The sequence below is a fragment of the Enterobacter sp. HSTU-ASh6 genome, from assembly GCF_026319105.1.
In the GTDB taxonomy this organism is placed as follows: domain Bacteria; phylum Pseudomonadota; class Gammaproteobacteria; order Enterobacterales; family Enterobacteriaceae; genus Enterobacter; species Enterobacter sichuanensis.
The window spans coordinates 12,773-37,222 of the sequence record NZ_WSPD01000010.1; the positions used below are offsets into that span (position 1 = coordinate 12,773).

26 protein-coding genes and 2 tRNA genes are annotated in these 24,450 nt (G+C 56.2%); 14 read left to right on the top strand and 14 right to left on the bottom strand.

Translation table 11 applies throughout. The features are described from left to right. Positions 1-38: 38 nt before the first annotated feature. Both GM298_RS13710 and GM298_RS13715 read right to left on the bottom strand, forming a co-directional pair. Positions 39-1,184 carry a trans-sulfuration enzyme family protein gene (locus GM298_RS13710; RefSeq protein WP_025758305.1) on the bottom strand — a complete coding sequence of 382 codons (1,146 nt, stop codon included), beginning with the start codon at positions 1,182-1,184 and terminating at the stop codon, positions 39-41. An 11-nt stretch (positions 1,185-1,195) separates the two neighbouring features. Continuing rightward, positions 1,196-2,566: a pyridoxal-phosphate dependent enzyme gene (locus tag GM298_RS13715; protein ID WP_025758307.1), complete on the bottom strand. Its 1,371-nt coding sequence runs from the start codon at positions 2,564-2,566 to the stop codon at positions 1,196-1,198. 400 nt (positions 2,567-2,966) lie between these two features. Here GM298_RS13715 and GM298_RS13720 point away from each other — a divergent pair, with 400 nt between their 5' ends. The 4 genes from GM298_RS13720 to fumD all read left to right on the top strand — a co-directional run bounded on the left by GM298_RS13720 (position 2,967) and on the right by fumD (position 5,806). After that, on the top strand, positions 2,967-3,989 hold the full coding sequence (locus GM298_RS13720; protein ID WP_266154263.1) for a methionine ABC transporter ATP-binding protein: 1,023 nt from the start codon (positions 2,967-2,969) through the stop codon (positions 3,987-3,989). Next, positions 3,982-4,650, top strand: a complete 669-nt coding sequence (locus tag GM298_RS13725) for a methionine ABC transporter permease (RefSeq protein WP_047958370.1) — start codon at positions 3,982-3,984, stop codon at positions 4,648-4,650. The genes GM298_RS13720 and GM298_RS13725 overlap by 8 nt, the downstream gene beginning before the upstream one ends. Positions 4,651-4,673: 23 nt before the next feature. After that, on the top strand, positions 4,674-5,486 hold the full coding sequence (locus GM298_RS13730; RefSeq protein ID WP_025758309.1) for a MetQ/NlpA family ABC transporter substrate-binding protein: 813 nt from the start codon (positions 4,674-4,676) through the stop codon (positions 5,484-5,486). Positions 5,487-5,596: 110 nt separating this feature from the next. After that, complete coding sequence (gene fumD, locus GM298_RS13735) at positions 5,597-5,806, top strand: fumarate hydratase FumD (RefSeq protein WP_003857676.1); 210 nt, start codon at positions 5,597-5,599, stop codon at positions 5,804-5,806. Here fumD and GM298_RS13740 read toward each other — a convergent pair. The 4 genes from GM298_RS13740 to GM298_RS13755 are packed head-to-tail and all read right to left on the bottom strand — an operon-like array spanning position 5,787 to position 8,880. Then, entirely contained in the window at positions 5,787-6,473 is a 687-nt protein-coding gene (locus GM298_RS13740) for an amino acid ABC transporter permease (protein ID WP_095449775.1), read from the bottom strand. The genes fumD and GM298_RS13740 overlap by 20 nt on opposite strands. Then, on the bottom strand, positions 6,457-7,233 hold the full coding sequence (locus GM298_RS13745; RefSeq protein WP_088244179.1) for an amino acid ABC transporter permease: 777 nt from the start codon (positions 7,231-7,233) through the stop codon (positions 6,457-6,459). Before GM298_RS13745 ends, GM298_RS13740 begins: the two co-directional genes overlap by 17 nt. Beyond that, the gene (locus GM298_RS13750) at positions 7,233-8,048 is read right to left on the bottom strand and encodes an amino acid ABC transporter ATP-binding protein (protein WP_262747091.1); all 816 of its coding nucleotides are present in this window, start codon (positions 8,046-8,048) and stop codon (positions 7,233-7,235) included. The genes GM298_RS13745 and GM298_RS13750 overlap by 1 nt, the downstream gene beginning before the upstream one ends. 1 nt (position 8,049) lies before the next feature. Continuing rightward, positions 8,050-8,880, bottom strand: coding sequence for an ABC transporter substrate-binding protein (locus GM298_RS13755; RefSeq protein ID WP_262747214.1), 831 nt, complete (start codon positions 8,878-8,880; stop codon positions 8,050-8,052). Positions 8,881-9,123: 243 nt separating this feature from the next. Between GM298_RS13755 and GM298_RS13760 the strand changes: the two genes are divergently transcribed. The 4 genes from GM298_RS13760 (at position 9,124) to GM298_RS13775 (ending at position 11,900) form a co-directional block, all read left to right on the top strand. Further along, positions 9,124-9,291, top strand: a complete 168-nt coding sequence (locus GM298_RS13760) for a hypothetical protein (RefSeq protein ID WP_014831607.1) — start codon at positions 9,124-9,126, stop codon at positions 9,289-9,291. 107 nt (positions 9,292-9,398) lie between these two features. Next, positions 9,399-10,724, top strand: coding sequence for a sensor histidine kinase (locus tag GM298_RS13765; RefSeq protein ID WP_259564720.1), 1,326 nt, complete (start codon positions 9,399-9,401; stop codon positions 10,722-10,724). Then, positions 10,717-11,328, top strand: coding sequence for a response regulator transcription factor (locus GM298_RS13770; protein ID WP_045284934.1), 612 nt, complete (start codon positions 10,717-10,719; stop codon positions 11,326-11,328). Before GM298_RS13765 ends, GM298_RS13770 begins: the two co-directional genes overlap by 8 nt. Positions 11,329-11,417: 89 nt before the next feature. Beyond that, entirely contained in the window at positions 11,418-11,900 is a 483-nt protein-coding gene (locus tag GM298_RS13775) for a GlcG/HbpS family heme-binding protein (RefSeq protein ID WP_025758318.1), read from the top strand. Positions 11,901-11,931: 31 nt separating this feature from the next. Here the strand turns inward: GM298_RS13775 and GM298_RS13780 are convergent, their stop codons facing one another. Further along, positions 11,932-12,072, bottom strand: coding sequence for a hypothetical protein (locus GM298_RS13780; RefSeq protein ID WP_003857665.1), 141 nt, complete (start codon positions 12,070-12,072; stop codon positions 11,932-11,934). A gap of 125 nt (positions 12,073-12,197) precedes the next feature. On the opposite strand from GM298_RS13780, the gene GM298_RS13785 reads away from it, so the two are divergent. Both GM298_RS13785 and GM298_RS13790 read left to right on the top strand, forming a co-directional pair. Further along, complete coding sequence (locus GM298_RS13785; protein WP_266154270.1) at positions 12,198-12,980, top strand: MBL fold metallo-hydrolase; 783 nt, start codon at positions 12,198-12,200, stop codon at positions 12,978-12,980. A gap of 72 nt (positions 12,981-13,052) precedes the next feature. Beyond that, a complete protein-coding gene (locus tag GM298_RS13790; protein ID WP_025758321.1) occupies positions 13,053-13,688 on the top strand; it encodes a carbonic anhydrase in 636 nt (211 codons plus the stop codon). A gap of 28 nt (positions 13,689-13,716) precedes the next feature. Here the strand turns inward: GM298_RS13790 and GM298_RS13795 are convergent, their stop codons facing one another. The 4 genes from GM298_RS13795 to mdtK form a co-directional block, all read right to left on the bottom strand. Then, a complete protein-coding gene (locus GM298_RS13795) occupies positions 13,717-15,312 on the bottom strand; it encodes an FAD-NAD(P)-binding protein (protein ID WP_266154271.1) in 1,596 nt (531 codons plus the stop codon). A 116-nt stretch (positions 15,313-15,428) separates the two neighbouring features. After that, positions 15,429-15,505, bottom strand: a tRNA-Val gene (locus GM298_RS13800). Positions 15,506-15,509: 4 nt separating this feature from the next. Then, a tRNA-Val gene (locus GM298_RS13805) sits at positions 15,510-15,586 on the bottom strand. A 153-nt stretch (positions 15,587-15,739) separates the two neighbouring features. Further along, positions 15,740-17,113 carry an MdtK family multidrug efflux MATE transporter gene (mdtK, locus tag GM298_RS13810; RefSeq protein ID WP_266154272.1) on the bottom strand — a complete coding sequence of 458 codons (1,374 nt, stop codon included), beginning with the start codon at positions 17,111-17,113 and terminating at the stop codon, positions 15,740-15,742. 226 nt (positions 17,114-17,339) lie between these two features. Between mdtK and GM298_RS13815 the strand changes: the two genes are divergently transcribed. Continuing rightward, positions 17,340-17,981 (top strand): riboflavin synthase, encoded by a 642-nt coding sequence (locus GM298_RS13815; RefSeq protein ID WP_025758324.1) that lies wholly within the window; start codon positions 17,340-17,342, stop codon positions 17,979-17,981. A 30-nt stretch (positions 17,982-18,011) separates the two neighbouring features. On the opposite strand, the gene cfa is transcribed toward GM298_RS13815, so the two are convergent. Next, positions 18,012-19,160, bottom strand: coding sequence for a cyclopropane fatty acyl phospholipid synthase (gene cfa, locus GM298_RS13820; protein ID WP_047958380.1), 1,149 nt, complete (start codon positions 19,158-19,160; stop codon positions 18,012-18,014). A gap of 297 nt (positions 19,161-19,457) precedes the next feature. After that, a complete protein-coding gene (gene punC, locus GM298_RS13825; protein WP_266154273.1) occupies positions 19,458-20,657 on the bottom strand; it encodes a purine nucleoside transporter PunC in 1,200 nt (399 codons plus the stop codon). A 115-nt stretch (positions 20,658-20,772) separates the two neighbouring features. Between punC and punR the strand changes: the two genes are divergently transcribed. Beyond that, positions 20,773-21,684 (top strand): DNA-binding transcriptional activator PunR, encoded by a 912-nt coding sequence (punR, locus tag GM298_RS13830; protein ID WP_266154274.1) that lies wholly within the window; start codon positions 20,773-20,775, stop codon positions 21,682-21,684. Positions 21,685-21,700: 16 nt separating this feature from the next. Here punR and purR read toward each other — a convergent pair whose 3' ends face one another. Continuing rightward, a complete protein-coding gene (gene purR, locus GM298_RS13835; protein WP_014883552.1) occupies positions 21,701-22,726 on the bottom strand; it encodes an HTH-type transcriptional repressor PurR in 1,026 nt (341 codons plus the stop codon). Between the two features lie 297 nt (positions 22,727-23,023). On the opposite strand from purR, the gene GM298_RS13840 reads away from it, so the two are divergent. Together GM298_RS13840 and GM298_RS13845 are read left to right on the top strand one after the other, a co-directional pair. Beyond that, positions 23,024-23,113, top strand: a complete 90-nt coding sequence (locus GM298_RS13840) for a YnhF family membrane protein (RefSeq protein ID WP_032672537.1) — start codon at positions 23,024-23,026, stop codon at positions 23,111-23,113. A 163-nt stretch (positions 23,114-23,276) separates the two neighbouring features. After that, the gene (locus GM298_RS13845) at positions 23,277-24,443 is read left to right on the top strand and encodes an MFS transporter (RefSeq protein ID WP_025758329.1); all 1,167 of its coding nucleotides are present in this window, start codon (positions 23,277-23,279) and stop codon (positions 24,441-24,443) included. The last annotated feature ends 7 nt before the right edge of the window (positions 24,444-24,450 follow it).

The following is a 24,450-nucleotide window of genomic DNA, read 5'->3' on the forward strand; positions in this document are numbered from 1 at the left end:
AACTTATGGCGGCAGGTGATTGACCTGCCGCAATTTGCTTATTTTTGCAGCGCCTGACTGAGATCGGCAATCAGGTCTTTCGGATCTTCAATCCCTACCGACAGGCGGATCAGCTGCGGCACTATGCCGTTTGCCAGCCGTTGCTCAAGGGGAATTGAAGCGTGGGTCATGCTGTAAGGCTGGCTCACCAGACTCTCCACTCCGCCGAGGCTTTCCGCGAGGGTGAACAACTTCAGGTTGCGGATAACCTCCGTTGCGCGTTGCGCATCGCCTTTTACCACCACAGAAATCATCCCACCCGGCAGGGCCATTTGCGTGCGGGCGAGGCGATACTGCGGGTGGGACTCCAGCCCTGGATAGAACACGTTTTCCACCAGAGGATGTTGCTCCAGCCATTGCGCAATCGCCAGCGCGTTGGTGCTGTGCTTTTCCACCCTCAGCGCAAGGGTGCGAATACCGCGCAGCGTCAGGAAACTGCTGAACGGATCCAGAACACCACCCACCGCGTTCTGCAGATAGCCGAGCTTGTCCGCCAGCGCCGGGTTATCACCCACTACTGCCAGCCCGGCAACGACGTCGGAGTGGCCATTAAGGTATTTGGTGGCGGAGTGCACCACGATATCGAAGCCCGACTCAAGAGGGCGATGGATCACCGGCGACGCGAAGGTGTTGTCCGCCACGCTGATGACGTTATGACGACGGGCAATCGCCGCGATGGCCGCCAGGTCCGCCAGCTTCAGCAGCGGGTTGGTTGGGGTCTCAACCCAAACCATCCGCGTCTCCGGGCGAATGGCGGCCTCAAGCCCGGCCAGGTCGTCCGGTTTAACCCAGCTGACCTGCAGACCGGTGCTGCGTTTGCGCACGTTCTCGATCAGACGATACGTTCCGCCGTAAACGTCATCGATGGCAACGATATGGCTGTCTTTATCCAGCAGTTCAAGCACGGTGGAGATCGCCGCGAGACCGGAGGCAAACGCGTAGCCGCGCGTGCCGCCTTCCAGTTCGGCGATGGCGGTCTCCAGCGCATGGCGGGTAGGGTTGCCGCTGCGCGAATATTCATAGCCGGTATGTTCCCCCGGAGCGGGTTGCGCAAACGTCGAGGTGGCGTAAATCGGCGGCATCACCGCCCCGTGCTGGTCGTTGAACTCGCCGCTGTGTACGCTCAGGGTTGCCAGGTTCTTCATCATCTCTTCCTTTATTGCTGTAGACGGTTGCGCCATGCGGTCAGCACGTCGCTGCGCGTAATCAGACCGAGAAAACGGTCGTTGTCATTAATCACGGCCACCAGACCGCGGTCGAAGATGGCGTGCAGGGCGCTCTCCGGGGCGTGTTTATCCAGGAACTCCACCTGACGCGTCATGGCCGCCGTCACCGGAAGCGCGAAGCGATCGCCGTCGCCGCCGATATGCCGCAGCAGATCCCATTCGTCGATAATGCCCACCACCTTGCCGTTCTCCAGCACCGGCAGCTGGGAGATGTCATACAGACGCATGCGCGCCAGGACAGTGGAGAGCGTGTCATCCGGGGCGGCGGTGACGGTGGCGCCTTCATCGTGGCGCAGGGCGATGTAGTCAGAGAGATCGCCAGCCTGAGGGCGGGTAAGCAGCCCCTGCTGGCGCATCCAGTCGTCGTTGAACATCTTCGAGAGATATTTATTGCCGCTGTCGCAGGCGAAGGTCACCACGCGTTTCGGCGTGGTCTGCGCCTGGCAATATTTCAGCGCGGCCGCCAGCAGCGTGCCGCTGGAGGAGCCCGCCAGAATCCCTTCTGTTTTCAGCAGCTCGCGCGCGGTGGCGAATGCTTCGCGGTCGGTGATGCGCCAGGCGCGATTCACGCCTTCAATGTGGGCCAGCGGAGGAATAAAGTCTTCACCGATCCCCTCAACCAGCCATGAGCCTGCATCGTGGTAACGTCCGGTTTCGACCTGATCGGCGAGAACGGAGCCGGCCGGATCTGCCAGAACAAATTCCGTGTGCGGAGAGTGTTCGGCGAACCACGCCTGCAGACCGCCCAGGGTACCACCTGAACCGACCCCGACCACGATAGCGTCGATGTTACCGTCAAGCTGCTCATACAGTTCCGGTGCCGTGGTGGTGCGGTGTGCCAGCGGGTTGGCGGTGTTATTGAACTGGTCGATGTAAAACGCACCGGGCAGCTCACTGGCCAGACGCTGGGCGTAATCCTGGTAATAGGCCGGATGGCCCTTATTGACGTCGGAGCGGGTCAACACCACCTGGGCACCCAGCGCGCGCAGGTGGAAAATCTTCTCGCGGCTCATTTTGTCCGGCACCACCAGGATCAGCGAGTAGCCCTTCTGGGCGGCGATCAGCGCCAGGCCCAGTCCGGTATTCCCGGCTGTGGCTTCAATAATCGTGCCGCCCGGTTGCAGTTTACCGGTGCGCTCCGCTTCGTTGATCATCGACAGCGCCACGCGGTCTTTAATGGAGCCGCCCGGGTTCTGGTTTTCGAGCTTCAGAAACAGCGAGCAGGGACCGGTATCGAGCTTGTGCAGCTGGATGAGCGGGGTACGTCCAATCAGTTCGGTGACGGAGTGGTAAATCGTCATGATGTTTTCCTTTCTGGAGGTCATGACGGGATGATAGGGCGGCGAAATTTTCGCAAGAAAGAACCATTCACTGCCTTTTAGAACAGAAAGGAATATATATGACGTTTTTGGATGTCAGGACAGCAAGACGTAAAGTTGTCTGGATGTGAGGATGGCTATACTGGCATAAAGTGCTGCAAAAATGAGCGTTTTTGCCGGGTGTCAGCCAGCAGATATGCATCAGGCAGATAATCATTGCTGAAATTGGTCTAAATGCTTCCTACCCGGTAAATCCGCTATTTATTCCCCAAAGTTATAACACATTCTTTTTTGTTCATTTAAAAGCTGATAACGCCTGTTTACTATCGTTTGGACATCCATACTGCTAAACCGCCACGAGCGGCACGGATAATAAATAAGAATGATCGTTCTCAGCAATATTTCGAAAATTTTTGACAACGGAAAGGTGGCGCTCACGGCCGTTGATAATGTCAATTTGACGATAGCACAGGGGCAAATATACGGGATCATCGGTTACAGCGGCGCAGGTAAAAGCACGCTTATCCGCCTGCTGAATGGTCTGGAAAAACCAAGCAGCGGCAGCGTAACCATTAACGGGCAGAACATTTCTGCCGTAAAAGGTGAAGCACTGCGCCAGGCGCGTCTGAAGATCAGCATGGTATTTCAGTACTTCAACCTGCTGTGGTCGCGCACGGTGAGCGAGAATATTGCGTTCTCGATGCAAATTGCCGGCGTACCGAAAGCCGATATCAAGGCTCGCGTGGCCGAGCTTATTGAGCTCGTTGGCCTGAAAGGCCGCGAGCATGCCTATCCGTCACAGTTGAGCGGTGGGCAAAAGCAGCGCGTGGGCATTGCGCGTGCGCTGGCTAATCGCCCGGATGTGCTGCTCTGCGATGAAGCCACGTCCGCACTCGACCCGCAGACCACCGATCAGATCCTCGATCTGCTGCTGGATATCAACCGTCGCTTCCAGCTGACCATTGTGCTGATCACCCACGAGATGCATGTGGTGCGCAAAATCTGCGACCGCGTGGCGGTGATGGAGAACGGTAAAGTGGTGGAAGAGGGAGACGTGCTGAGCGTCTTTACCCATCCGCAGCAGCCGATTACGCAGCAGTTTGTCCGTCAGGTGAGCCAGTACGCTGAGGAAGAAACCTTCAATACCGAACTGGCAAACGATCTGGAAGGGACGGTGATCAGGCTGACCTTTACCGGGCACAGCACGCATAAACCGATCGTCGGTGAACTGACCCTGCGCTACGGTCTGCCGTTCAACATCCTGCACGGCAAAATGACGCAAACCGCCCACGGCGTGTTTGGCCAGCTCTGGGTGCACGTGGTGGCATCTGATGAACAACTGAACAATATCCTCGCCGACCTGCAGCACAGCGATATTGAAGGTGAGGTAATTAAACATGGCTGAAAATCTCTTTCCGCATCTTAAGTGGGATCAGCTCTGGGCGGCGACGCTGGAGACCTTGTACATGACGGCGCTTTCCGGCGTGGCGACCTTCGTTCTGGGCATCGTCCTCGGTCTGGCGCTGTTTTTAACCGCGCGCGGCGGGTTGTTCCACAACCGCACGGTCTACAGCGTCATTTCCATTGTGGTGAACGTGTTCCGCTCGATTCCGTTCATCATTTTGATTGTGCTGCTGATCCCGTTCACCAAGACCGTTGTGGGCACCATTCTTGGCGCCAACGCGGCGCTGCCGGCGCTGATTGTGGGCGCGGCACCCTTCTACGCACGCCTGGTGGAGATCGCCCTGCGTGAGGTGGATAAAGGCGTCATCGAAGCCACACGCTCGATGGGCGCTCGACTGAGCACGTTAGTGTTTCGGGTTTTACTGCCGGAATCATCACCTGCACTGGTATCGGGTATTACGGTAACGCTCATTGCGCTGGTGAGTTACAGCGCCATGGCGGGGGTGATTGGCGCCGGCGGGTTGGGAAATCTGGCTTATCTGGAAGGATTCCAGCGCAACCATGGTGACGTCACGCTGGTGGCAACGGTGACCATTCTGATCATCGTTTTCATTATCCAGTTCTGCGGCGACGCCATTACTTCTCTGTTAGATAAACGCTAATAAATACACACAGGAACCACATCATGAAAAAGACACTGACACTGATCGCCGCTGCAACCCTGAGTGCCCTGAGCTTTGCCTCCTGGGCCGACACCCTGACCGTGGGCGCATCCAACACGCCGCACGCCGAAATTCTGGAGCAGGCAAAGCCGATTCTGGCGAAACAGGGTATCGACCTGGAGATCAAACCGTTCCAGGACTACATTCTGCCGAATACCGCGCTGGCCGGTCATGACATCGACGCCAACTATTTCCAGCACATCCCTTACCTGAACAGCGTGCTGAAAGATCATGCGGGCGATAAGGATTATGATTTTGTCAGTGCGGGGGCGATCCACATCGAACCTATCGGTATCTACTCCAAAAAATACAAGTCGCTGAAAGACCTGCCGGAAGGGGGCAAGATCATCATGCGTGACGCGGTTTCTGAAGAGGGCCGCATTCTTTCCATCTTTGAGAAAGAGGGTGTGATCAAGCTGAAGCCGGGCATCGACAAAGTGACCGCGCGCATCAGTGACATCGTGGAGAACCCGAAAAAGCTGCAGTTCACGCCTAACGTTGAAGCCTCTCTGCTGCCGCAGATGTACAACAACAACGAAGGCGATGCGGTGGTGATTAACGCCAACTACGCGATCGACGCCGGTCTGGATCCGGTCCACGACCCGATTGCGGTAGAGAGCGGTGAAAACAACCCGTACGCCAACATCATCACTGTTCATCGTGGTGACGAGAAGAAGAAAGATATCGTCGCGCTGGTGAACGTGCTGCACTCGAAAGAGATTCAGGACTGGATCCGCACCAAATACAAAGGCGCGGTTATTCCTGTTAACAACTAATTGACTGATTTTACAGATGAAGCCCGGCGAGTCTCTCGCCGGGCTTCTTTTTTGTATCCGGCAGGAGAATCATTTAAGCTCAACGTTTAACAGGCAATGGAGTGATGACGATGGGTAACGTGACCAAAGATGAAGCGCTGTACCAGGAGATGTGCCGGGTGGTCGGCAAGGTGGTGCTTGAGATGCGTGATTTAGGGCAGGAGCCAAAGCATATAGTCATTGCCGGGGTACTGCGTACCGCGCTGGCGAACCAGCGCGTGAAACGCAGTGAATTGACAACCAAAGCGATGGAAACAGTGGTTAAAGCGCTGGCCGGGTAATGCGCCAGCGCTTCGCAAGTTGCTCGAGCGAGCAGCAGAGCAGGTAATAGACCACGCCCGTAAAGATAAAAATGGCCGCCGGGTAAATCTGCACCCGGTTGTTGACCTGTCCCGCCACCGTGGTCAGTTCCGGTACGTTCACGATAAACGCCAGCGACGTATCCTTCAGCAGGCTGATAAAAATCCCCACCAGCGACGGCAGAATGTTCCTCAGCGCCTGGGGCAGCAGCACGCGCCACAGGATTTGCCGGGTGCTGAACCCCTGAGCGAGTGCGGCCTCGTACTGCCCGGACGGTAAGGCCTTCAGCCCGGCCAGCACCGAGTGCATCACGGTTGCCGCGGTAAACCAGGCCAGTGCCAGCGTGACGGTCAACGCGCCCGGCAGATCGCCTCCGGTGATGAGCGGCAGCAAATACCACATCCAGAAAATCACGAAGATGAGCGGGATCCCGCGAATCAGCTCTGCCCACAAGAAGAGGGCTTTTCGCACAAGCCCGGTAAAGCGCCAGGCCAGGCACGCGAGTGCCACCCCGCCGGGCAGGGCGATGACCGCTGCCCCCACCGCCATCATTACCGAGAGCAATACGCCACCCGGTTCACCGGTTGCCGCGCGTCCCCACAGCAGATAATCGAGGTTATCGGTAATGACATTAAGTCCGGCAATCATGTTTTTCACTCCCTGTGGTGACGACAAGCGGCCGTTTACGCTTCGCGTGAGGTCCAATGCGAACCAGCACCATCCCCATCACCAGGCCGGTCAGGAGGTAGAGCGCGGTGCCGAAGGTAAATGCCTCAAGCGCGTGCGCGTTATAGCTTTCAATCTGCCTGACCTGATAGGTCAGTTCAGCAAAGCCGATTCCGCTGGCGAGTGAGGAGAGCTTCATCAGATTCAGATACTGCCCCACCACGGGCTGCCAGGCGTTGGCCAGCCCCTGCGGCAGCAGGATGTAGCGAAACAAGCGCCACGTGGAGAACCCCTGGGCGAGGGCCGCCTCCCGCTGTCCGGCCGGAACAGAGCGCAGCCCCGATTCCACTTCTTCGATTAAAAACGCCGAGGTAAATACCCCCAATCCCCAGGCCGAACAGAGAAACTCGGGCGTAAACCACCAGACGTCGCCGGGCAGCATTGACCAGCGGTGATCCGCATTAACCGCATCCCTGAAGAGCTGCGGTAACCCGTTCCAGGCGGCAAAATACCAGAACAGCAGTTGCACCAGCAGCGGTGTATTGCGAAACAGCGAGACCCAGCTACTGACAATCGCCTTCCCGATGCGTCCGCCGGAAAGGCGCAGCAGCATAAACAGCACCGCGAGCAGGCTGGCCAGCAGGATGCCCGCAAGCGTTACCCAGAGCGTGGTGAGAAACCCGGAGAGGATCCACTGCAGAGGCTGTCCGGTCAGTACCCCCTGCCAGTCGAGCGCGGGCATTACAGTTGCTCCTGATGCAGCGGGTTGAGCACTTTTTGCAGGAACCGCTGTGCGCGGGGATGCGACGGCTGACTGAAAAATTGTGCCGGTGGCGCGATTTCCAGAATGTGCCCCCCGTCGATAAAGACAACCCGGTCAGCAATTTCCCGGGCAAACTGCATCTCGTGAGTCACCACAATCATCGTGATCCCGCTGTGGGCCAGCGCTTTCATCACAAACAGCACTTCGCCAATCATTTCCGGATCGAGCGCAGACGTGGGCTCGTCGAACAGAATGATTTGCGGCGATGAGGCCAGAGCGCGGGCAATCGCCACGCGCTGCTGCTGTCCACCGGAAAGCTCGGCCGGGAAATGGTGGGCTTTTTCCAGCATCCCGACCTTCTCCAGCAGAGCCAGCGCGCGCTCCTGGGCCGGTTGCGGCTTCCAGCCGTGGACGTGCTCCAGCGCGAGCGTGATGTTCTGGCTGGCGGTGAGGTGGGCATAAAGATTGAACTGCTGGAACACAAACCCCACGCGGCTTCGTAACTGACGCAGCCCGGTACCGGAAAGCGTGGCGGTCGGCTTGTTGTCGACCAGAATCTCCCCGCCGCTCAGGGTTTCAAGCTGGTTGATAAGCCGAATCAGGGTGGATTTGCCGGAGCCCGAAGGGCCGAGGATGGCGACCACTTCACCGGGCGTGATGGTGAGATTAATGTCGTTCAGAACCTGATGGTCACCGTAGCGTTTGTCCACGTGGCGAAACTCGACGCTGGCCTGTTCCAGATGTGAAAAATCCGCGGCACCGGCCGCGGAGTGTGAAAATAAACCTGAGAGCATATTACTTAGCTTCTATTTTAAAGGCGCGAGGCTGTGGAGCAGGAGTACCGGGACCAAACCAGACATCGTAGATTTTTGCCGCCTGGCCGTTCTTTTCAAGATTGATCAGCTCATCGTTAACCGCTTTCAACAGCGCCGTTTCACCTTTCTTCACCCCAACGCCAATCTCTTCTTTGCTGAGCAGGTCTGGCAGAATTTTGAAGTTCGCTTTGTCCGGCGCCTGCGCCAGCAGACCGGCCAGAATGGTGCTGTCCTGGGTAATCGCCTGTACGTTGCCGTTGCGCAGTGCCGTCAACGCCAGCGGAATATCGTCATAGGAGAGCACGCGGGACTGCGGGAAACGCTGGTGCAGCGCCTGCTCGCCGGTGGTGCCTTTTACCGCACCAATGCGTGCATGGCTATACGCATCCAGCTTATCGGCGGATTTGGCCGGGACCAGGAACTGTTGCCCGGTGACAAAATAGGGTGTTGAGAAATCGATCACCTGTGCACGTTCCGGGGTGATGGTAATATCCGCGACAATTAAATCGGCTTTACCGGACTGAAGCAGGGGAATGCGGTTTGCCGGGTTGGTGGCTACCAGTTCCAGTTTCACGCCGAGTGATTTTGCCAGCGCTCTGGCGAAGTCCACGTCGTAACCCACGATCTCGTGCGTTTTGGCATCAATCGAGCCAAACGGCGGGTTGGCGTCAAACGTGGCCACTTTTACCACGCCTGCGGCCTTTATATCCGCCAGCTGATCGGCCTGCGCCTGCACTGAAAGCAAGCTCCCGGCCGCCAGCAATCCCAGAACCAGTGTCCGTTTTGTAAACCCTTTCATGTTTGCTGCCATAGTCATACGTCATCCCGTTGTTTTTGTTTTCCCTCGCTACGCTCCCATAAGCGAAAGCTATCGCCAAATAAGAAATCGTTCTTTGCTTTTAGCAAAAAAGCATTAGTGAACAGTGTGTTAATGAAGCGTGAAAAGGACAGGGCGCTATTTGCAGATCCTGCACATCGACAGTGGATTTTGATATTTCCCCTGCACGCAGTTTGGGTTTTAACTGAGGACAGGTTAAGCGAGAGGGGATTGACGATGAAAAAGTGGATTAGCACGTTACGGCGGTTTTTTGCGACCCGACCAGTGAATGCGGAGAACAGCGCGCAACGTGTTCTTGAGTCGATACTGCCTGTCGCCAGCCTGTATGGCGTGGACGTCGCTAACATTGATCCGGAGTGGTTCCATGATAAAACGTCACGCTGAACTGCGCCGCACGCGCGAAATGTACTGGAATGAGCTGTGCCTGATTTTGTTCTGATAACGGATAACTGTTAATGTTGACAGATGGTTAAGTCTGCTCAGTTAACGGAATGAAGAACCCTTTTTTCAAGCGCGGTATTATTGTCTGGACGATAGTCTGCCTCATCAGCGGCATCCTGCTCTATGCCGAACAGATCCGCCGCCAGTTCTGGGAACGCGATCGCGAGTTCGCGGCTCTCTTCGCGGAATTAAGCGCGGTACTGACGCAAAATGAATCCGTATTGCCGCTTCTGAACGGCGATGAAGATATTGCCGCCCTGCGCAAAAAATTCCCCCAACTGCTTGCCCTGGAAAAGACCTCCGGACGCGCCCTTGATGCGCCACGGGTTGAACCTGCCCACGAGATGCAGTACTGGCTTTACAATCCCTGGCGTCAGATCCGCGTGCGGGTGGATCTCGGGCCGATTCTGAATGCCCATCATCCCTTTACGCATCTCGGGATCCGTTTTATGCCAAACGGCGACGAACCGACGTCTGATGCCTTCTGGCACTGGCAGCGCACCTTCCCGCAGCATACTCAACCTTTTACGCTGGAGGCCGATTCCCGCCCGGACTGGCTCGGCGTCAATGGGGTGCTGTACCCCATCCTGTTTATCGGGTGGGGGATAGTGATTGCGCTGGCGAGCGTGGTGCTCTGGCAGCGCAAAGCGCGCAAAGAGGCCGAGCAAAGGGCGCTCTACTACCAGCACGCCAGGCTCAATACCCTGGGGGAGATCACCGCCGGTATTGTCCATGAGATTAACCAGCCGTTAACCGCTGCGCAGACGTGGATCCAGGGAGCGCAGCGTCAGCTGCAGCAGGAAAACGGGCCAGCGGTGTCGCAGGCGCTGGCGGCGGCGCTGACGCAAATGCAGCGTATTAGCGCCTTGCTGACGCGTTTTCGTGAGCACGTGGTGCAGGAGAAAGTCACCCTGCGGGAAACCGACCTGGTGCAGTGCTGGCAGCAGGTGGTGAATTTGCTTGAGCATGAGCGCAGGGCCGAACATATCATGGTCACGCATGCGTTTGCCCCCGGAGCTACGACGGTGCTGGCAGACCGTCTCTGGCTTGAGCAGGTCCTGCATAATTTGCTCAGCAATGCGATTCAGGCCCAGCAGGCATCGGTAGCCGGTTGGGTAAAGCTTGAAAGTCAGAAAAACGAGCATGGCGTTGTGATTACCGTGACTGACGGCGGCCCGGGCTTTAGCCCGGAGGCGTTACAACATGCCTTCATGCCGTTTTACAGCGGCAGAGAAGCGGGCATGGGGCTGGGGATGACCCTGACGGAATCATTGATGACGCGTATGAATGGATCGATTACGCTGGGTAATGCGCCGCAGGGCGGGGCGCAGATCCGACTACAACTGGCGCACGGAAAGGAGGCTATGGATGGATAATACAATCTGGCTGATTGATGACGATGAATCCATCAGGGAGTCGATGACGTTTTTACTTTCAGGCATGGGCTGGCCGGTCAGGGCATATGAAAGCGTCGATGCGTTTACCGCTGCCCATGCACGGGAGAAAGCGCTGGTGGGCTGTATGCTGTTGGATATGCGGATGCCCGGTAAAGGCGGTCTCACCTGGCTTGAGGAGGGCACATGGCCCTGGCCTCTGCTGCCGGTGATTATCATGACCGGCCACGGTACCGTTGACGCCTGCCGTCGGGCATTCCGTAACGGCGTGTTTGAGTTTTTCACCAAACCGCTGGATGCCGACAAGCTTATCGAAACCGTGGGCCTGGCCTTTGAGGAGAGTCACCGCCGCTTTGCCGACTGGCAGGAAACCACCCGGATCGCGACGCGTTTCGCGCAGCTGACCGCGCGGGAACATGAAGTGCTGGGGGAGTTGATGAAAGGGCTCAGCAACAAAGAGGTGGCCGCCCGGCTGAACCTCTCACCGCGTACGGTAGAAGCGCACCGCGCGGCGGCGTTTACCAAGCTTGGCGTCAGCAGTCTGGTTCAGGCAATACGCGAATACGATAAATTGCAATCCGTATAACTACCAGGATGAGTGCGTAATCAACCGAATACCGTTTCATCGTGCGGCTGGGTAACCTTTGGGTGTCTCTTAACACGCGAGGAAGTGCGATGAAAAAAATGATGATGGCTGCGGCACTGGTGGCTGGTAGCGTAAGTCTGGCGGCGCAGGCCGAAACCTTAAACCAGAAGAATCTCTCACTGGCGCAGGCTAATGCGCTGGCAACGTCCGCCATTCAGGCCTGTACGGCAAAAAATTACCAGGTGACCGTTACCGTGGTTGACCGCGCGGGCGTCGTGAAAGCGGTACAGCGCACGGACAATGCCGGTCCACATACGGTAAAAGCCAGCGAAATGAAAGCCTGGACGGCGCTCAGCGCAAAGAATGCGTCCGGCAAGGTGATGGAAGCGGCGCAGAGCAACGCGGGTGCGCAAAACATGCGTGATATTCCGGGCTTCCTGCTGCTGGCGGGTGGCCTGCCGGTGAAAGAGGGCGATGAGGTGATCGGGGCGATTGGTATCGGCGGTGCGCCGGGCGGTCATCTTGATGAAGCCTGCGCGCAGGCAGCCATTGACGGGCTGAAAAAGTCATAAAAAAAAGCACCGGCTTGCCGGTGCTTTTTACTTAGATCTTGCAGGCGTCGCCGCAGTCGTCGTCGGCGACAATCGCCTGCGCTTTTTTATCTGCGTCGTCCAGACGTTCCGCATTACGCTCTTCGGCTTCATCCAGACCGTTAAAAACTAAGTTATCGAGATCAATTTCCATGTGGCACCTGCTATGTTCAGTTTTTGATACTGGCAGAGTATAGGGCAAAAAACGCCAGCAATGTACCTCGCAGCACATAACGATAATCCCTGCCATACTCAGTGCTTTATCGCTGAGGAGCGCACATGATTACACTCTGTAAAACCTGCGGAACCGCCTATGATACACAGCCGGAAAGATGCCCGATTTGCGAGGATGAACGCCAGTACGTGCCTGCTTCGGGCCAGGCATGGATCGATTTCGACACCGTAACCGCCACGCATACCAACAAATGGCAGCAGCTGGAGCCGCGGTTGTTTGGCATCAAAACGGTCCCCGCCTTTGCTATCAACCAGCGAGCCCTGCTCCTGCGAACGCCTCACGGTAATATCCTCTGGGACTGCATTGCCAACCTCGACTCCGCCACCCAAACGCTCATCACCGCGCTTGGCGGCATCAGCGCGATAGCGATTTCACATCCGCACTATTACACCACCATGCAGGAGTGGGCTGCGGCGTTTGATGCGCCGTTGTATCTGCACGCCAGCGACAGAGAGTGGGTCATGCGTGGCAGCCCGGCCATTCAATTCTGGGAAGGCGATGCGCTGGAGATTTTCCCGTCGGTTACCCTGCTGCGTCTGGGCGGGCATTTTGCCGGGGGAACGGTGCTGTACTGGCAGGAGGGGGACGGGGTGCTGCTGGTGGGGGACATCCTGCAGGTCACGCCGGGTAAAGACGCCGTCTCGTTTATGTGGAGCTATCCTAACTATCTCCCGCTGCCGGCCCGTACCGTAGAGTCAGTCGTGAATCATCTCGAAGGCAAAAAATTTGCACGCCTGTATGGCGCCTTCGAGGGGCAGAACATCCTGGCCCGCGCGGACTCCATTGTGCAGCGGTCGGGCCAGAAATATATTGCTTGTCTGAAGTAAACCACGATGGGTACACTTTACGAGTGTGATCGCGATCATACCTAAACTAAAACAGATAAAAGAGACATTGCTATGCAACATATCATTGAAGGTTTTCTCAGCTTTCAAAAAGAGATTTTCCCGCAACGTAAAGAACTCTTCCGCAGTTTAGCGTCCAGCCAGAATCCCAAAGCGCTGTTCATCTCATGCTCCGACAGCCGTCTGGTCCCAGAACTGGTCACCCAGCAAGAGCCGGGACAACTCTTTGTCATTCGTAATGCTGGCAATATTGTGCCACCGTTTGGCCCCGAGCCTGGCGGTGTGTCTGCAACCATCGAATACGCGGTTGTGGCGCTGGGCGTCACGGATATCGTCATTTGTGGTCACTCTAACTGTGGCGCGATGAAGGCGATCGCCGATAACGCAAACCTGGAGCCGATGCCCGCGGTGTCACACTGGCTGCGCTATTCCGACGCGGCAAAAGCGGTGGTTGAGAAGAAAACCTGGGATAAGCCGATCGATAAAGTTAACGCGATGGTGCAGGAGAACGTGTTTGCGCAACTGAGCAACATTAAGACCCATCCGTCCGTTGCGGTGGGCCTGCGTAATAACTCCATCCGTCTGCACGGCTGGGTGTACGACATTGAAAGCGGCGAAATTCTTGCCCTGGATAAAGGGACGAAAACCTTCGTTTCGCTGTCTGAAAACCCGGAAGTCTTCTTCGAGTAATCATCCACAGCAGGGCAAGGATGCCCTGTCAGCTCTCACTGTACGGTAATCTCCGCCGCAATCCTGACGCGGGCTTCTCTGCCGCTTTCGCCAACGCCTCCGCAATCTCTGCACACTCTGCCAGTCCCTGAACGAAGGGATGATCGTGCATTAGCCACGGTATCGCGCCGAAAGCGATTTTCCCGCGCACCGAGTCAGGCGCTTTCAGGGTGTAATCTTCGCCAATATCGGGTATCTCATCGCCCGTTGCCTGCAGCTGTTTGCGCAGCGTCGGGAAGGGCAGGTCTTTCGTTTTGAGCGGCTTTTGTCCGCGTGCATCAATAAACACGTCGAAACGATACACGCGCTCTTGTGTGGTGATCACCGTCTGGTCGCTGCCTGCGTCAAGGGTGTAGTCGTCGCCGAGCGCTGCCACGCTAATGATGCCGGCCTCGCGCAGCGCAAGCAGCCGGCGAATAGACTGCGGAGGGATGGCGGCATAGTTGTCGATAAACACCCGGGCCAGCCCCGCTTTGAAGCGCTGAGTGTCCTGCTCATTAAGGTGGGGGACAATCTCCTGAACCACCTCATGCAGCCGAAGGACGGTATAGCGCCAGGCCACGGTGCGCCGTTCACGTTTGTTGCGCTCAACCTCGTTGAGATTCTCTTCCGCCCAGGTAAAGGGGTCGTGCCGTTTTCGATCCTCAAACCAGGCATCACGAATGCTGTCCGCATCTAGCTTATGCAGCGACATTTTCTCGCACCACGCCGGATCGGCGAGCTCCAGCTCGTTGACCATCAGCGCAAAGATGCGGTCAAGCAGGCCATCCGGCCCTTTGCCGATCTCGGTTTCAACCCTGAATTCGGTCAATACCGACAGCGGCTCGTAAGGAATAGGGCAGTAAAAATCGGCTTCCGGCAGAATGCCCGTCCGGGACATCAGGACGATGTTTAATGCTTCACTGCCTTGATCCAGCACGAATTTATCGTCGCGAAACGCGCCATGCTGCATCACCACCGCCATGGCCGCATCAAGGCCGCTTAACGATGTTCCCATGATGCCGACGCGGCACGGTGGAATGCTGGCGTCCATCAGACCGGACCACGGACTTGGGAAGAATGCGCGCGTGGCCTCGTCCTCGTCCGGCCAGACGTGACCGGTGGCGATCACCGCGAGATCGAAGCGTTCGGGAAACGCCTTATCGTTAACGCAAAGCGTGACGCCAGTCGTCGAGGGAATAACGTCAGTAACCTGGGAAGATTCATGGATGTCCACCTGGAACCCCAGTTTTTTTGCCTCATTAACGATTGTCCGAAAGCTGTCGCGAAAGTACTCCCCCAGCAGGATCCGCGGCAGAAACTGCCGGTCATGCAACCGGGCTTTATCCACCTTAAAGCGCGCCAGATGGTCGTCGCTCTGCTCCTTAAGCCAGTCGAGGTAGGTCATAAACAGAGGGGGGATCTCAATGCTCGCGATGTTTGCCAGCATCAGACGCGAGTTATTGTCGTCGTTATAGGGCATCCCTACGCCCGCTTCATCAGCCTGTTCAAAGACCGAGACCGAAAGCGGCTGCGGGTTTTTAAGAAGTGCGTAAAAGGTATAAATCCCTGTAGGGCCGGAACCGATAATGGCGATTTTTTTCATCGACGGTTTTCCTCTTTTTTCCATAAGAAAAGCGTAGCAGGAGAACAGTGATGAAAATAAGGGATTAGGAAAATTCAGGGTATCAGAAGAGGATTTGCACCATTTCAGGACTGAAATGGTGCGTCCGAGTGGACTCGAACCACCGACCCCCACCATGTCAAGGTGGTGCTCTAACCAACTGAGCTACGGACGCAGAATGGTGCGTTCAATTGGACTCGAACCAACGACCCCCACCATGTCAAGGTGGTGCTCTAACCAACTGAGCTATGAACGCAACGTGTTGTCGGTGACAACGGGGACGAATATTAGCGGCACAGCACCAATGAGGCAAGAGGGAAAATGCATTTTTCTCTCTGATTTCACGCGATTGCTTCATTACCGCGCAAAGTGAAGAGAAAGTAGCCGCCAGCAGGCGGCTACTGCGTATTTAACGTGCAGCGCGTTGCAAAATGATGGTGGATGGCTGGCGCTGCAGGAAGCGCATCCGCATCATCATCATGACAGCCGCCGACGTCAGGCCGATGATAAAGCCCATCCAGAACCCTGCAGGCCCCATACGTTCAACAACCAGATCGGTCAGGGCCAGGATATAACCACATGGCAGACCTAACACCCAGTAGGCGATGAAGGTGATAAAGAAGATCGAACGCGTGTCTTTATACCCACGCAGCACGCCGCTGCCAATCACCTGGATGGAGTCAGAGATCTGGTATATCGCCGCCAGCAGCATCAGGTGTGATGCCAGAGCGACCACTTCCGGATTGTCGTTATAGAGCAGGGCAATCTGCTCCCGCAGTGCAACAGTGAAGAGCGCCGTACAGATCGCCATGCAGACACCGACACCAAGCCCGGTGCGCGCGGCCGTTTGCGCATCCAGCGTCGAGCCCTGACCCAGGCGGAAGCCCACGCGGATCGTCACAGCTGCCGCCAGCGACATCGGCAGAACGAACATCAGGGAACTGAAGTTCAGCGCAATCTGGTGCCCGGCCACGTTCACAATGCCCAGCGGGGAGACCAGCAGGGCGACCACGGCAAACAGGGTAACCTCAAAGAACAGTGCCAGGGCAATCGGTAACCCTAACTGCACCAGACGCGTCATGATGCCCCAGTCCGGGGTGCTAAACCGGTTCTCGTTACGAATATCGCGCATTGAGCGGGCGTGTTTTACAAAGGTGAGCATCGACAAGAACATCACCCAGTAAACGGCAGCTGTTGCCACGCCGCAGCCAACGCCGCCCAACTCCGGCATCCCGAAATGACCATAAATAAAGACATAGTTAACCGGAATATTGACCAGCAACCCAATAAAGCCCATCACCATGCCGGGTTTGGTTTTCGCCAGACCTTCACACTGGTTACGCGCTACCTGGAAAAAGAGGTAGCCTGGCGTGCCCCAGAGCAGGGCGCGCAGATAGCCTACGGCTTTATCAGCCAGTGCCGGGTCAATATTATGCATCGCGCGGATGATATGGCCCGCGTTCCAGAGCACGACCATAATCAGCACCGAGACAAACCCTGCCAGCCAGAAGCCCTGGCGGACCTGATGGGCAATGCGTTCGCGACGGCCCGAGCCATTGAGCTGAGCGATAACCGGCGTGAGTGCGAGCAGCAGACCGTGGCCGAACAGGATGGCCGGGAGCCAGATTGACGTGCCGATGGCAACGGCCGCCATATCGGTGGCGCTGTAGCCACCTGCCATTACCGTATCCACAAATCCCATTGCGGTCTGGGCCACTTGCGCGATGATCACTGGTATAGCCAGTGCCAATAACTGGCGCGCTTCATTCATGTACTTCTGCACGTGAACACCTTTATTTTGTAGTTATTTGAGAGACTAAAAAAGCCGCCGAAACGGGCAGCAAGAAGAAAATGCAGGGGGGTGCCAGCTATTGTAGCGGGCTTTAGCTATTTATCTAGTGAAAAAATCGCCAGAAAATGCGCTCCGCTGGCAACCTGTTTTTCCAACTGTTATTGTGGTGGGATTAAAACGGTGTCACCACCGTCCGGAAAAAACAGGAGTTGTAAGCATGTTTACTGGTATTGTGCAGGGCATCGCCAAAGTGGTGTCCATTGATGAAAAACCGAATTTCCGTACTCATGTTGTTGAGCTGCCGGAATATATGCTTGAGGGCATCGAAACCGGCGCCTCGATTGCCCATAACGGCTGTTGTCTGACCGTTACCGAAATTAACGGCAACCAGATTAGCTTTGATTTAATGAAAGAGACGCTGCGCATCACCAACCTGGGCGAGCTGGTGGTGGGAGATACCGTCAACGTTGAGCGGGCGGCGAAGTTCAGCGATGAGATTGGCGGCCATCTGATGTCGGGACACATCATGACCACCGCTGAAGTGGCGAAAATCGTAACCTCGGAAAATAACCGTCAAATCTGGTTTAAAATGCAGGATCCGTCATTAATGAAATACATCCTCTATAAAGGATTTATTGGCATTGATGGGATTAGTCTGACGGTGGGGGAAGTGACGCCAACGCGTTTTTGCGTGCATTTAATTCCTGAAACGCTGCAGCGCACCACGCTTGGGGCGAAAAAGCTGGGACAGCGCGTGAATATTGAAATCGATCCGCAAACCCAGGCGGTGGTCGATACGGTTGAGCGTGTACTGGCGGCAAAAGAAGCCGCAATAATAAAGGCGGCGGAAGAAGAATAAAAAATAACCCCGGCTGTCCGGGGTTATTTTTTAGCGTGCGACACGTAATCCGTGTTCAATGCCACGGCTGAAAACAACCTGCCAGAGCTGAATATCCCGTGCGCGAAACGCGCCCGCGCAGGCATTCAGATAATAGCTAAACATCCGTTTGAATCGTTCAGAATAGTTGTCCGCAATCTCCGGCCACGCTTGCTGGAAACGTTCATGCCACGCCATCAACGTGGTGTCGTAATCCGCGCCAAAGTTGTGCCAGTCTTCCATTACGAAATGGGATTCACTGGCGTTGGCAATCTGGCGAACGGAGGGCAAACAGCCATTCGGAAAGATGTACTTGTTGATCCACGGGTCGACGTTATTGTCGGTCCGCTTAGAGCCGATGGTATGCAGCAGGAAGAGTCCGTCCGGTCGTAAATTACGGTCCACTACCTCAAAGTAGGTGTCGTAGTTTTTCGGTCCTACGTGCTCGAACATGCCCACGGAGACGATCCGGTCAAATTGTTCGTTCAGGTCACGGTAATCCTGCAGGCGGATATCCACATCGAGACCCTGGCAGCGTTCCCGGGCCATTTTTTGCTGCTCGGCCGAAATCGTCACGCCCACCACGCTGACGCCATAGTGCTTCGCCATAAACCAGGCCAGCCCACCCCAGCCGCAGCCGATATCCAGTACGCGCATACCGGGCTGTAACTGAAGCTTCTCGCTGATCAGACGCAGCTTGGCCTGCTGAGCCTCTTCAAGCGTCGTTGCCTCTTTCCAGTAGGCGCAGGAGTATTGCATGAAAGGGTCCAGCATACGGCTGAACAGATCGTTGCCCAGATCGTAATGCTCTTTGCCGACGATCCATGCGCGTTTTTTACTTTGCAGATTAAACAGTCGGGCAGAGGCAACACGCAGGGTGTCTTTGAGATTGCGGGGAAGTTGATTTTCCAGACCGGCGCGCAACACGCTGGCGAAAAAGATATCCAGCCGTTCACACTCCCACCAGCCGTCCATATAGCTTTCTCCCAGCCCTAACGATCCCTCGCGCAATACGCGTTTAAAAAAGTCGGGATGTTTGACCTGGGGATCGGATGGCGAAGATCCGTTAATAGTGATGCCTGCACGACCCAACAGTTCACTGACGATCCGGGACCAGTTGTCGTCCGGAACGCTGACTTCTTCTATACACGATGAACTCATAGCTTCTCCATCACCCTGATGTGATCAGAACCTTCAAACAGCGTAGACGCTTTTTTTGGTTTGTGAGAAATCTCACGGTAAATACCGCGAGGCTAGTATCCGACGTAGAACAGAGGAAGGGAGATAACCCTTGCCGAAATGCCTTCCATGGTAAAACGGGAGCACTCCGGCTCCCGTTAACGCATAATAATTATCGTATTTATCGAACCAAATTTAGTATAGGCCTCAAAATTTGGTGATTCAACAGAAAATTGTTAGCAACCTAATTACTGAAAATTAACATGATATCCGGCGCAATCAGGCATGTGAGGTTTCCACTCCAGCGCCGTTATCCTGCTCACGCTGGGCGGAGGCCTGCATGCGATAGCCCATCACCGCCAGCGCAACGGTTACCAGCATCACGCTGGTGGTCGTCAGCAGCGGCGTGGCAATCAGCGCAGAGACCACCAGACTTGCCAGGAAGCACAGCCCCAGCTGCAGGGTGTTCTGCAACGCGGCGGCGCGACCGGTCGCTTGTGGGAAGGGACGGAGCGCCTGCGCCACCACAATCGGGTAGATCGCCCCGTTTGCGACGGCCATGACACAGAAAGGAATCAAAATTTCTGCCAGGCCCGCACCCGGAATAAACCCAACGGCCCATGTGCCGATGACGCTCAACGCATACAGCACCAGCAGCCATGGCAGCATCTGCTGACCTTCCCATTTCTGCAGCGCTGCGCGGCAGCCGTACCCGCCCACCAGGAACGCGATGGTTTGCGGAACATAGCTCAGCCCGATAGCCGCCGGGCTGTAGCCCATATCGTGCAGAATAAACGGTGACCCGGTGAGCCACGCGAAGAAGCTGGCCGAGCAGGCGGCATAGATCAGGACATTACCGCGATACGCTTTGGCGCTCAGCAGGGTGGTGAAGGTGATCGGCTTTGCGTCAACATGTACGTCTTTTTTGTGCGCAGGCTTGAGGGCGAACGCCGGCAACATCAGTACCAGCGTGATGGCAAACAGCGTGGCAAAAATGGCCTGCCAGTCAAAGTGCGCAAGGATCCAGCTGCCCAGCAGCGGCGCGAGGGCAGGTGAGAGACCCACCAGCGGCATAATAGTGGCGAAAATACGGTTTGTGCGGTTAGTCGGATAGTAGTCGGTGACCAGCGCCTGCCAGGTCACGGCCGCGGCACAGACGCCCACAGCCTGAATAAAGCGCAGCACCAGCAGCCAGGTGGCATCGCGGACCCAGAGCATCCCCAGACAGCCGACGGCAAAAATCGCCAGGCCCAGCAGTAATACCGGTTTACGACCAAAGCGATCCGAGAGCGGTCCCCAGAGCAGTTGTGCGAAAGCAAAACCGGCGAGGAACAAACTCAGGCTGGCACTGATGGCCGCGGCAGGGGTTTGCAAATCTTCCTGCATCGCGGCGAAAGCCGGCAGGTACATATCGGTGGCCAAAAAGCCCAGCACGCTTAAGCCGCCAAGCCAGACTAAAAAACCTTTCCTGGGTTGCATTATTTTCTTCTCCTGAAGGAGGCAGGTGTACGTTGGCGCTGAGTGTATGTAGTGCAAAGCCGCTTGTGAAACGCTAATATTTGGCGGGTGCATTCAAATTTTTTGCAGGCAGAAAATGTGGTCAGATTATTCTCTTGAAGTTGTCGATGCTGTCGCGCGTAACGGCAGCTTTAGCGGTGCGGCGCAGGAGTTGCACCGCGTCCCGTCGGCTATCAGCTACACGGTGCGTCAGCTTGAGGAGTGGCTGGCGGTTCCACTGTTTGAACGGCGCCATCGCGATGTGGAATTAACGCCTGCAGGGGCGTGGTTTTTGAAGGAAGGGCGTTCTGTTATCAAAAAAATGCAGATCACCCGCGAACAGTGCCAGCAGATCGCAAACGGCTGGCGGGGGCATCTTTCCATTGCGGTGGACAATATCGTTAAGCCGGAACGCACCCGGCAAATGATCGTGGATTTCTATCGACATTTTTCCGATGTCGAACTGCGGGTCTCACAGGAGGTATTCAACGGCGTCTGGGATGCGCTGGCGGACGGCAGGGTGGAGATGGCGATTGGGGCCACACAGGCGATCCCGGTCGGGGGGGGTTACGCCTTTCGTGATATGGGGATGCTGAGCTGGAAATGCGTGGTGGCCAGCAATCACCCCCTGGCGGCGCTGGAAGGGCGGCTGAGCGACGATACGCTGCGCAACTGGCCATCGCTGGTGCTGGAGGATACCTCCCGTTCATTACCCAAGCGTATCACCTGGCTGCTGGATAACCAGCGGCGCGTGGTGGCGCCTGACTGGGAATCGTCAGCAACGTGCCTCAGTGCCGGGCTGTGCGTCGCGATGGTGCCCGCTCATTTTGCGCGCCCCAGAATCGATACCGGAGAATGGGTAGAACTGACGCTGGAGAATCCCTTCCCGGATGCGGCCTGCTGCCTCACCTGGCAACAAAATGACGTCTCGCCCGCCATGGCCTGGCTGCTGGATTATCTGGGAGACAGCGAAACGCTAAACCGGGAATGGTTACGGGAGCCAGCATAGCTGGCCCCGTACAAAATTAACGACGGTAGTCGCGGAACGGACCATCCGCAACGGAACGGCGTTCGATAAGACGCGGATGAACTTCAATGGACTGCGACTCTTCGCGCTTGTTGACGATCCTGTCCAACAGCATATTGAAAGCCGTTTCACCCAGTGAATCTTTTGGCTGGTGAATGGTGGTCAACGCGGGGGTAAAGAAGCGCGCGTTACGCACGTTGTCATACCCGATCACCGAAATATCCTGCGGTACGCGCAGACCCAGCTCATCGGCCGCGCAGAGCGCGCCCATCGCCATGATGTCACCCCCGCAGAAAACAGCGGTTGGGCGGTGCTGCTGGGAGACAATCTGCTGCATCGCGCGGTAGCCTGATTCCGGCTCAAAGTCTCCCTGTACGATCCAGTTTTCCGGTACGGTGATCAGCGCTTCTTCCATCGCTTTCATAAAACCGGCCAGACGGCCCGCGCCGGTATTGCGCTCCAGAGGGCCCGGGATCACGCCAATCTCACGGTGGCCGCGCTCGATCAGGTAACGACCGGCCATATAGCCGCCTTCAAAGGCGTTATCGATGACGGAATCGGTGAAATCCGCTCGCGCTTCACCCCAGTCCATCACCACCATGGGAATATGGCGATACTCTTCCAGCATCGACAGCACGGATTCCGGGTATTCGGAACACATTACCAGCAGGCCATCCACGCGCTTTTGCGCCATCATCGACAGGTAGGCGCGCTGTTTTTCAATGCTGTTCCATGCGTTGCCCAGAATCAGGGTATAGCCTTTCTGGAAGCAGTTTTTTTCTACCGCCTCGATGATCTCGGCAAAATAGGCCGCTTCACTGCTGGTGGCCAGCAAGCCAATGGACTTGGTGTGATTCACCTTCAGGCTACGCGCAACCGCACTTGGCGAGTAGTGCAGCTCTTTGATCGCCGCCCAGACGGCGTTGCGCGTCTCTTCCGCCACAAAGCGGGTTTTGTTAATTACATGTGATACGGTTGTAGTGGAAACGTTTGCGCGTTTTGCTACGTCTTTAATTGTTGCCATTAAATGTCACTCCAGACCATATCCTAAGCTCCTGAAAAACTTGAAGGTAAACGTTTGCCTTCTCTCACCCTTATCACGCAATTTTGAATTGCGGCACGCCGGGAAAACGACACGGGACGTCAGGAGGGGGTCAATGGCCGGTACGCTAATAAATTTAGCGTGGAATTTTGTCCTATCTTGATGAAAAGGGGAAGAGGTAAAGTGGTTATCAGTTTAAATCCAGGAAGATTTTTGACGTAAACTGTGCAAAAATGAGCAGGCTCACTTTTCGTGGGGGGATTAAAAGGAGAAAAATTGATGAGTGCCGATCTGAAGTTTTCGTTGTTCACCACCCTTATTGTGCTGGCGCTGATTGTTGCCGCAGGCCTGACGGCGGCGCTGCACTGATTTACGCGCAGGGAGCGCACGCTCCCTGCGGCTGCGGCTGATTGTTACATCTACGGCAAAAATCTTTTGCCATTTTGTTAACTTCTCCTTTTTTGTGATTGATGTCATGCTTTGCGCTTCTTTGTTCTGTGTCACCATATGACACGGCATCCGGAGTTGACGCATGAAAATCAATTTTCCCCTGCTGGCCCTGGCGATTGGCGCTTTTGGGATTGGCACCACTGAATTCTCCCCGATGGGGTTACTGCCTGTTATCGCCCGCGGCGTGGACGTCTCGATCCCTGCGGCAGGCATGTTAATCAGCGCCTACGCCATCGGCGTGATGGTAGGCGCCCCGCTGATGACGCTGCTGCTTTCACACCGCGCGCGTCGCAATGCGCTGATTTTTCTGATGGCGATCTTTACCCTCGGTAACGTGCTTTCCGCCATTTCGCCGGACTACACCACCCTGATGCTGTCACGCATTCTGACCAGCCTTAACCACGGCGCCTTCTTTGGGCTGGGGTCAGTTGTAGCGGCAAGCGTGGTGCCAAAACATAAGCAGGCGAGCGCCGTAGCCACCATGTTTATGGGGCTAACGATTGCCAACATTGGCGGCGTTCCTGCGGCTACCTGGCTGGGGGAAGTGATTGGCTGGCGAATGTCGTTCCTGGCGACGGCCGGGCTGGGCGTGGTCGCGATGGTGGCGTTATTCTTCTCTCTGCCAAAAGGCAGTGCCGGTGAACGTCCTGACGTGCGCAGGGAGCTGTCGGTGTTGATGCGCCCGCAGGTGCTTTCCGCACTGTTGACCACCGTGCTGGGGGCAGGCGCGATGTTTACCCTCTACACCTATATTTCACCGGTGCTGCATGACATCACCCACGCGACACCACTCTTTATTACCGCAATGCTGGTACTGATTGGCGTGGGCTTCTCGATTGGCAACTATCTGGGTGGTAAATTTGCCGACCGTTCCGTGAGCGGGACGCTGAAGGGCTTCTTAACCCTGCTGATCGTCATCATGATTGCTATTCCGTGGCTGGCACGTAATGAGTTTGGGGCGGCCGTTGCGATGGTCGTCTGGGGCGCTGCCACCTTTGCCGTGGTACCACCGCTGCAGATGCGCGTGATGCGCGTCGCCCATGAAGCGCCGGGCCTTTCATCCTCAGTCAATATTGGTGCCTTCAACCTGGGCAATGCGCTGGGGGCGGCAGCCGGAGGGGCGGTGATTTCGGGTGGTCTGGGCTACAGCTTTGTGCCGGTGATGGGGGCGATTATTGCCGCGCTCGGCCTGCTGCTGGTAATGATGTCGGGTCGTAAACAGCCAGAAGCAGCCTGCGCTGCAGAGTAAATAAAAA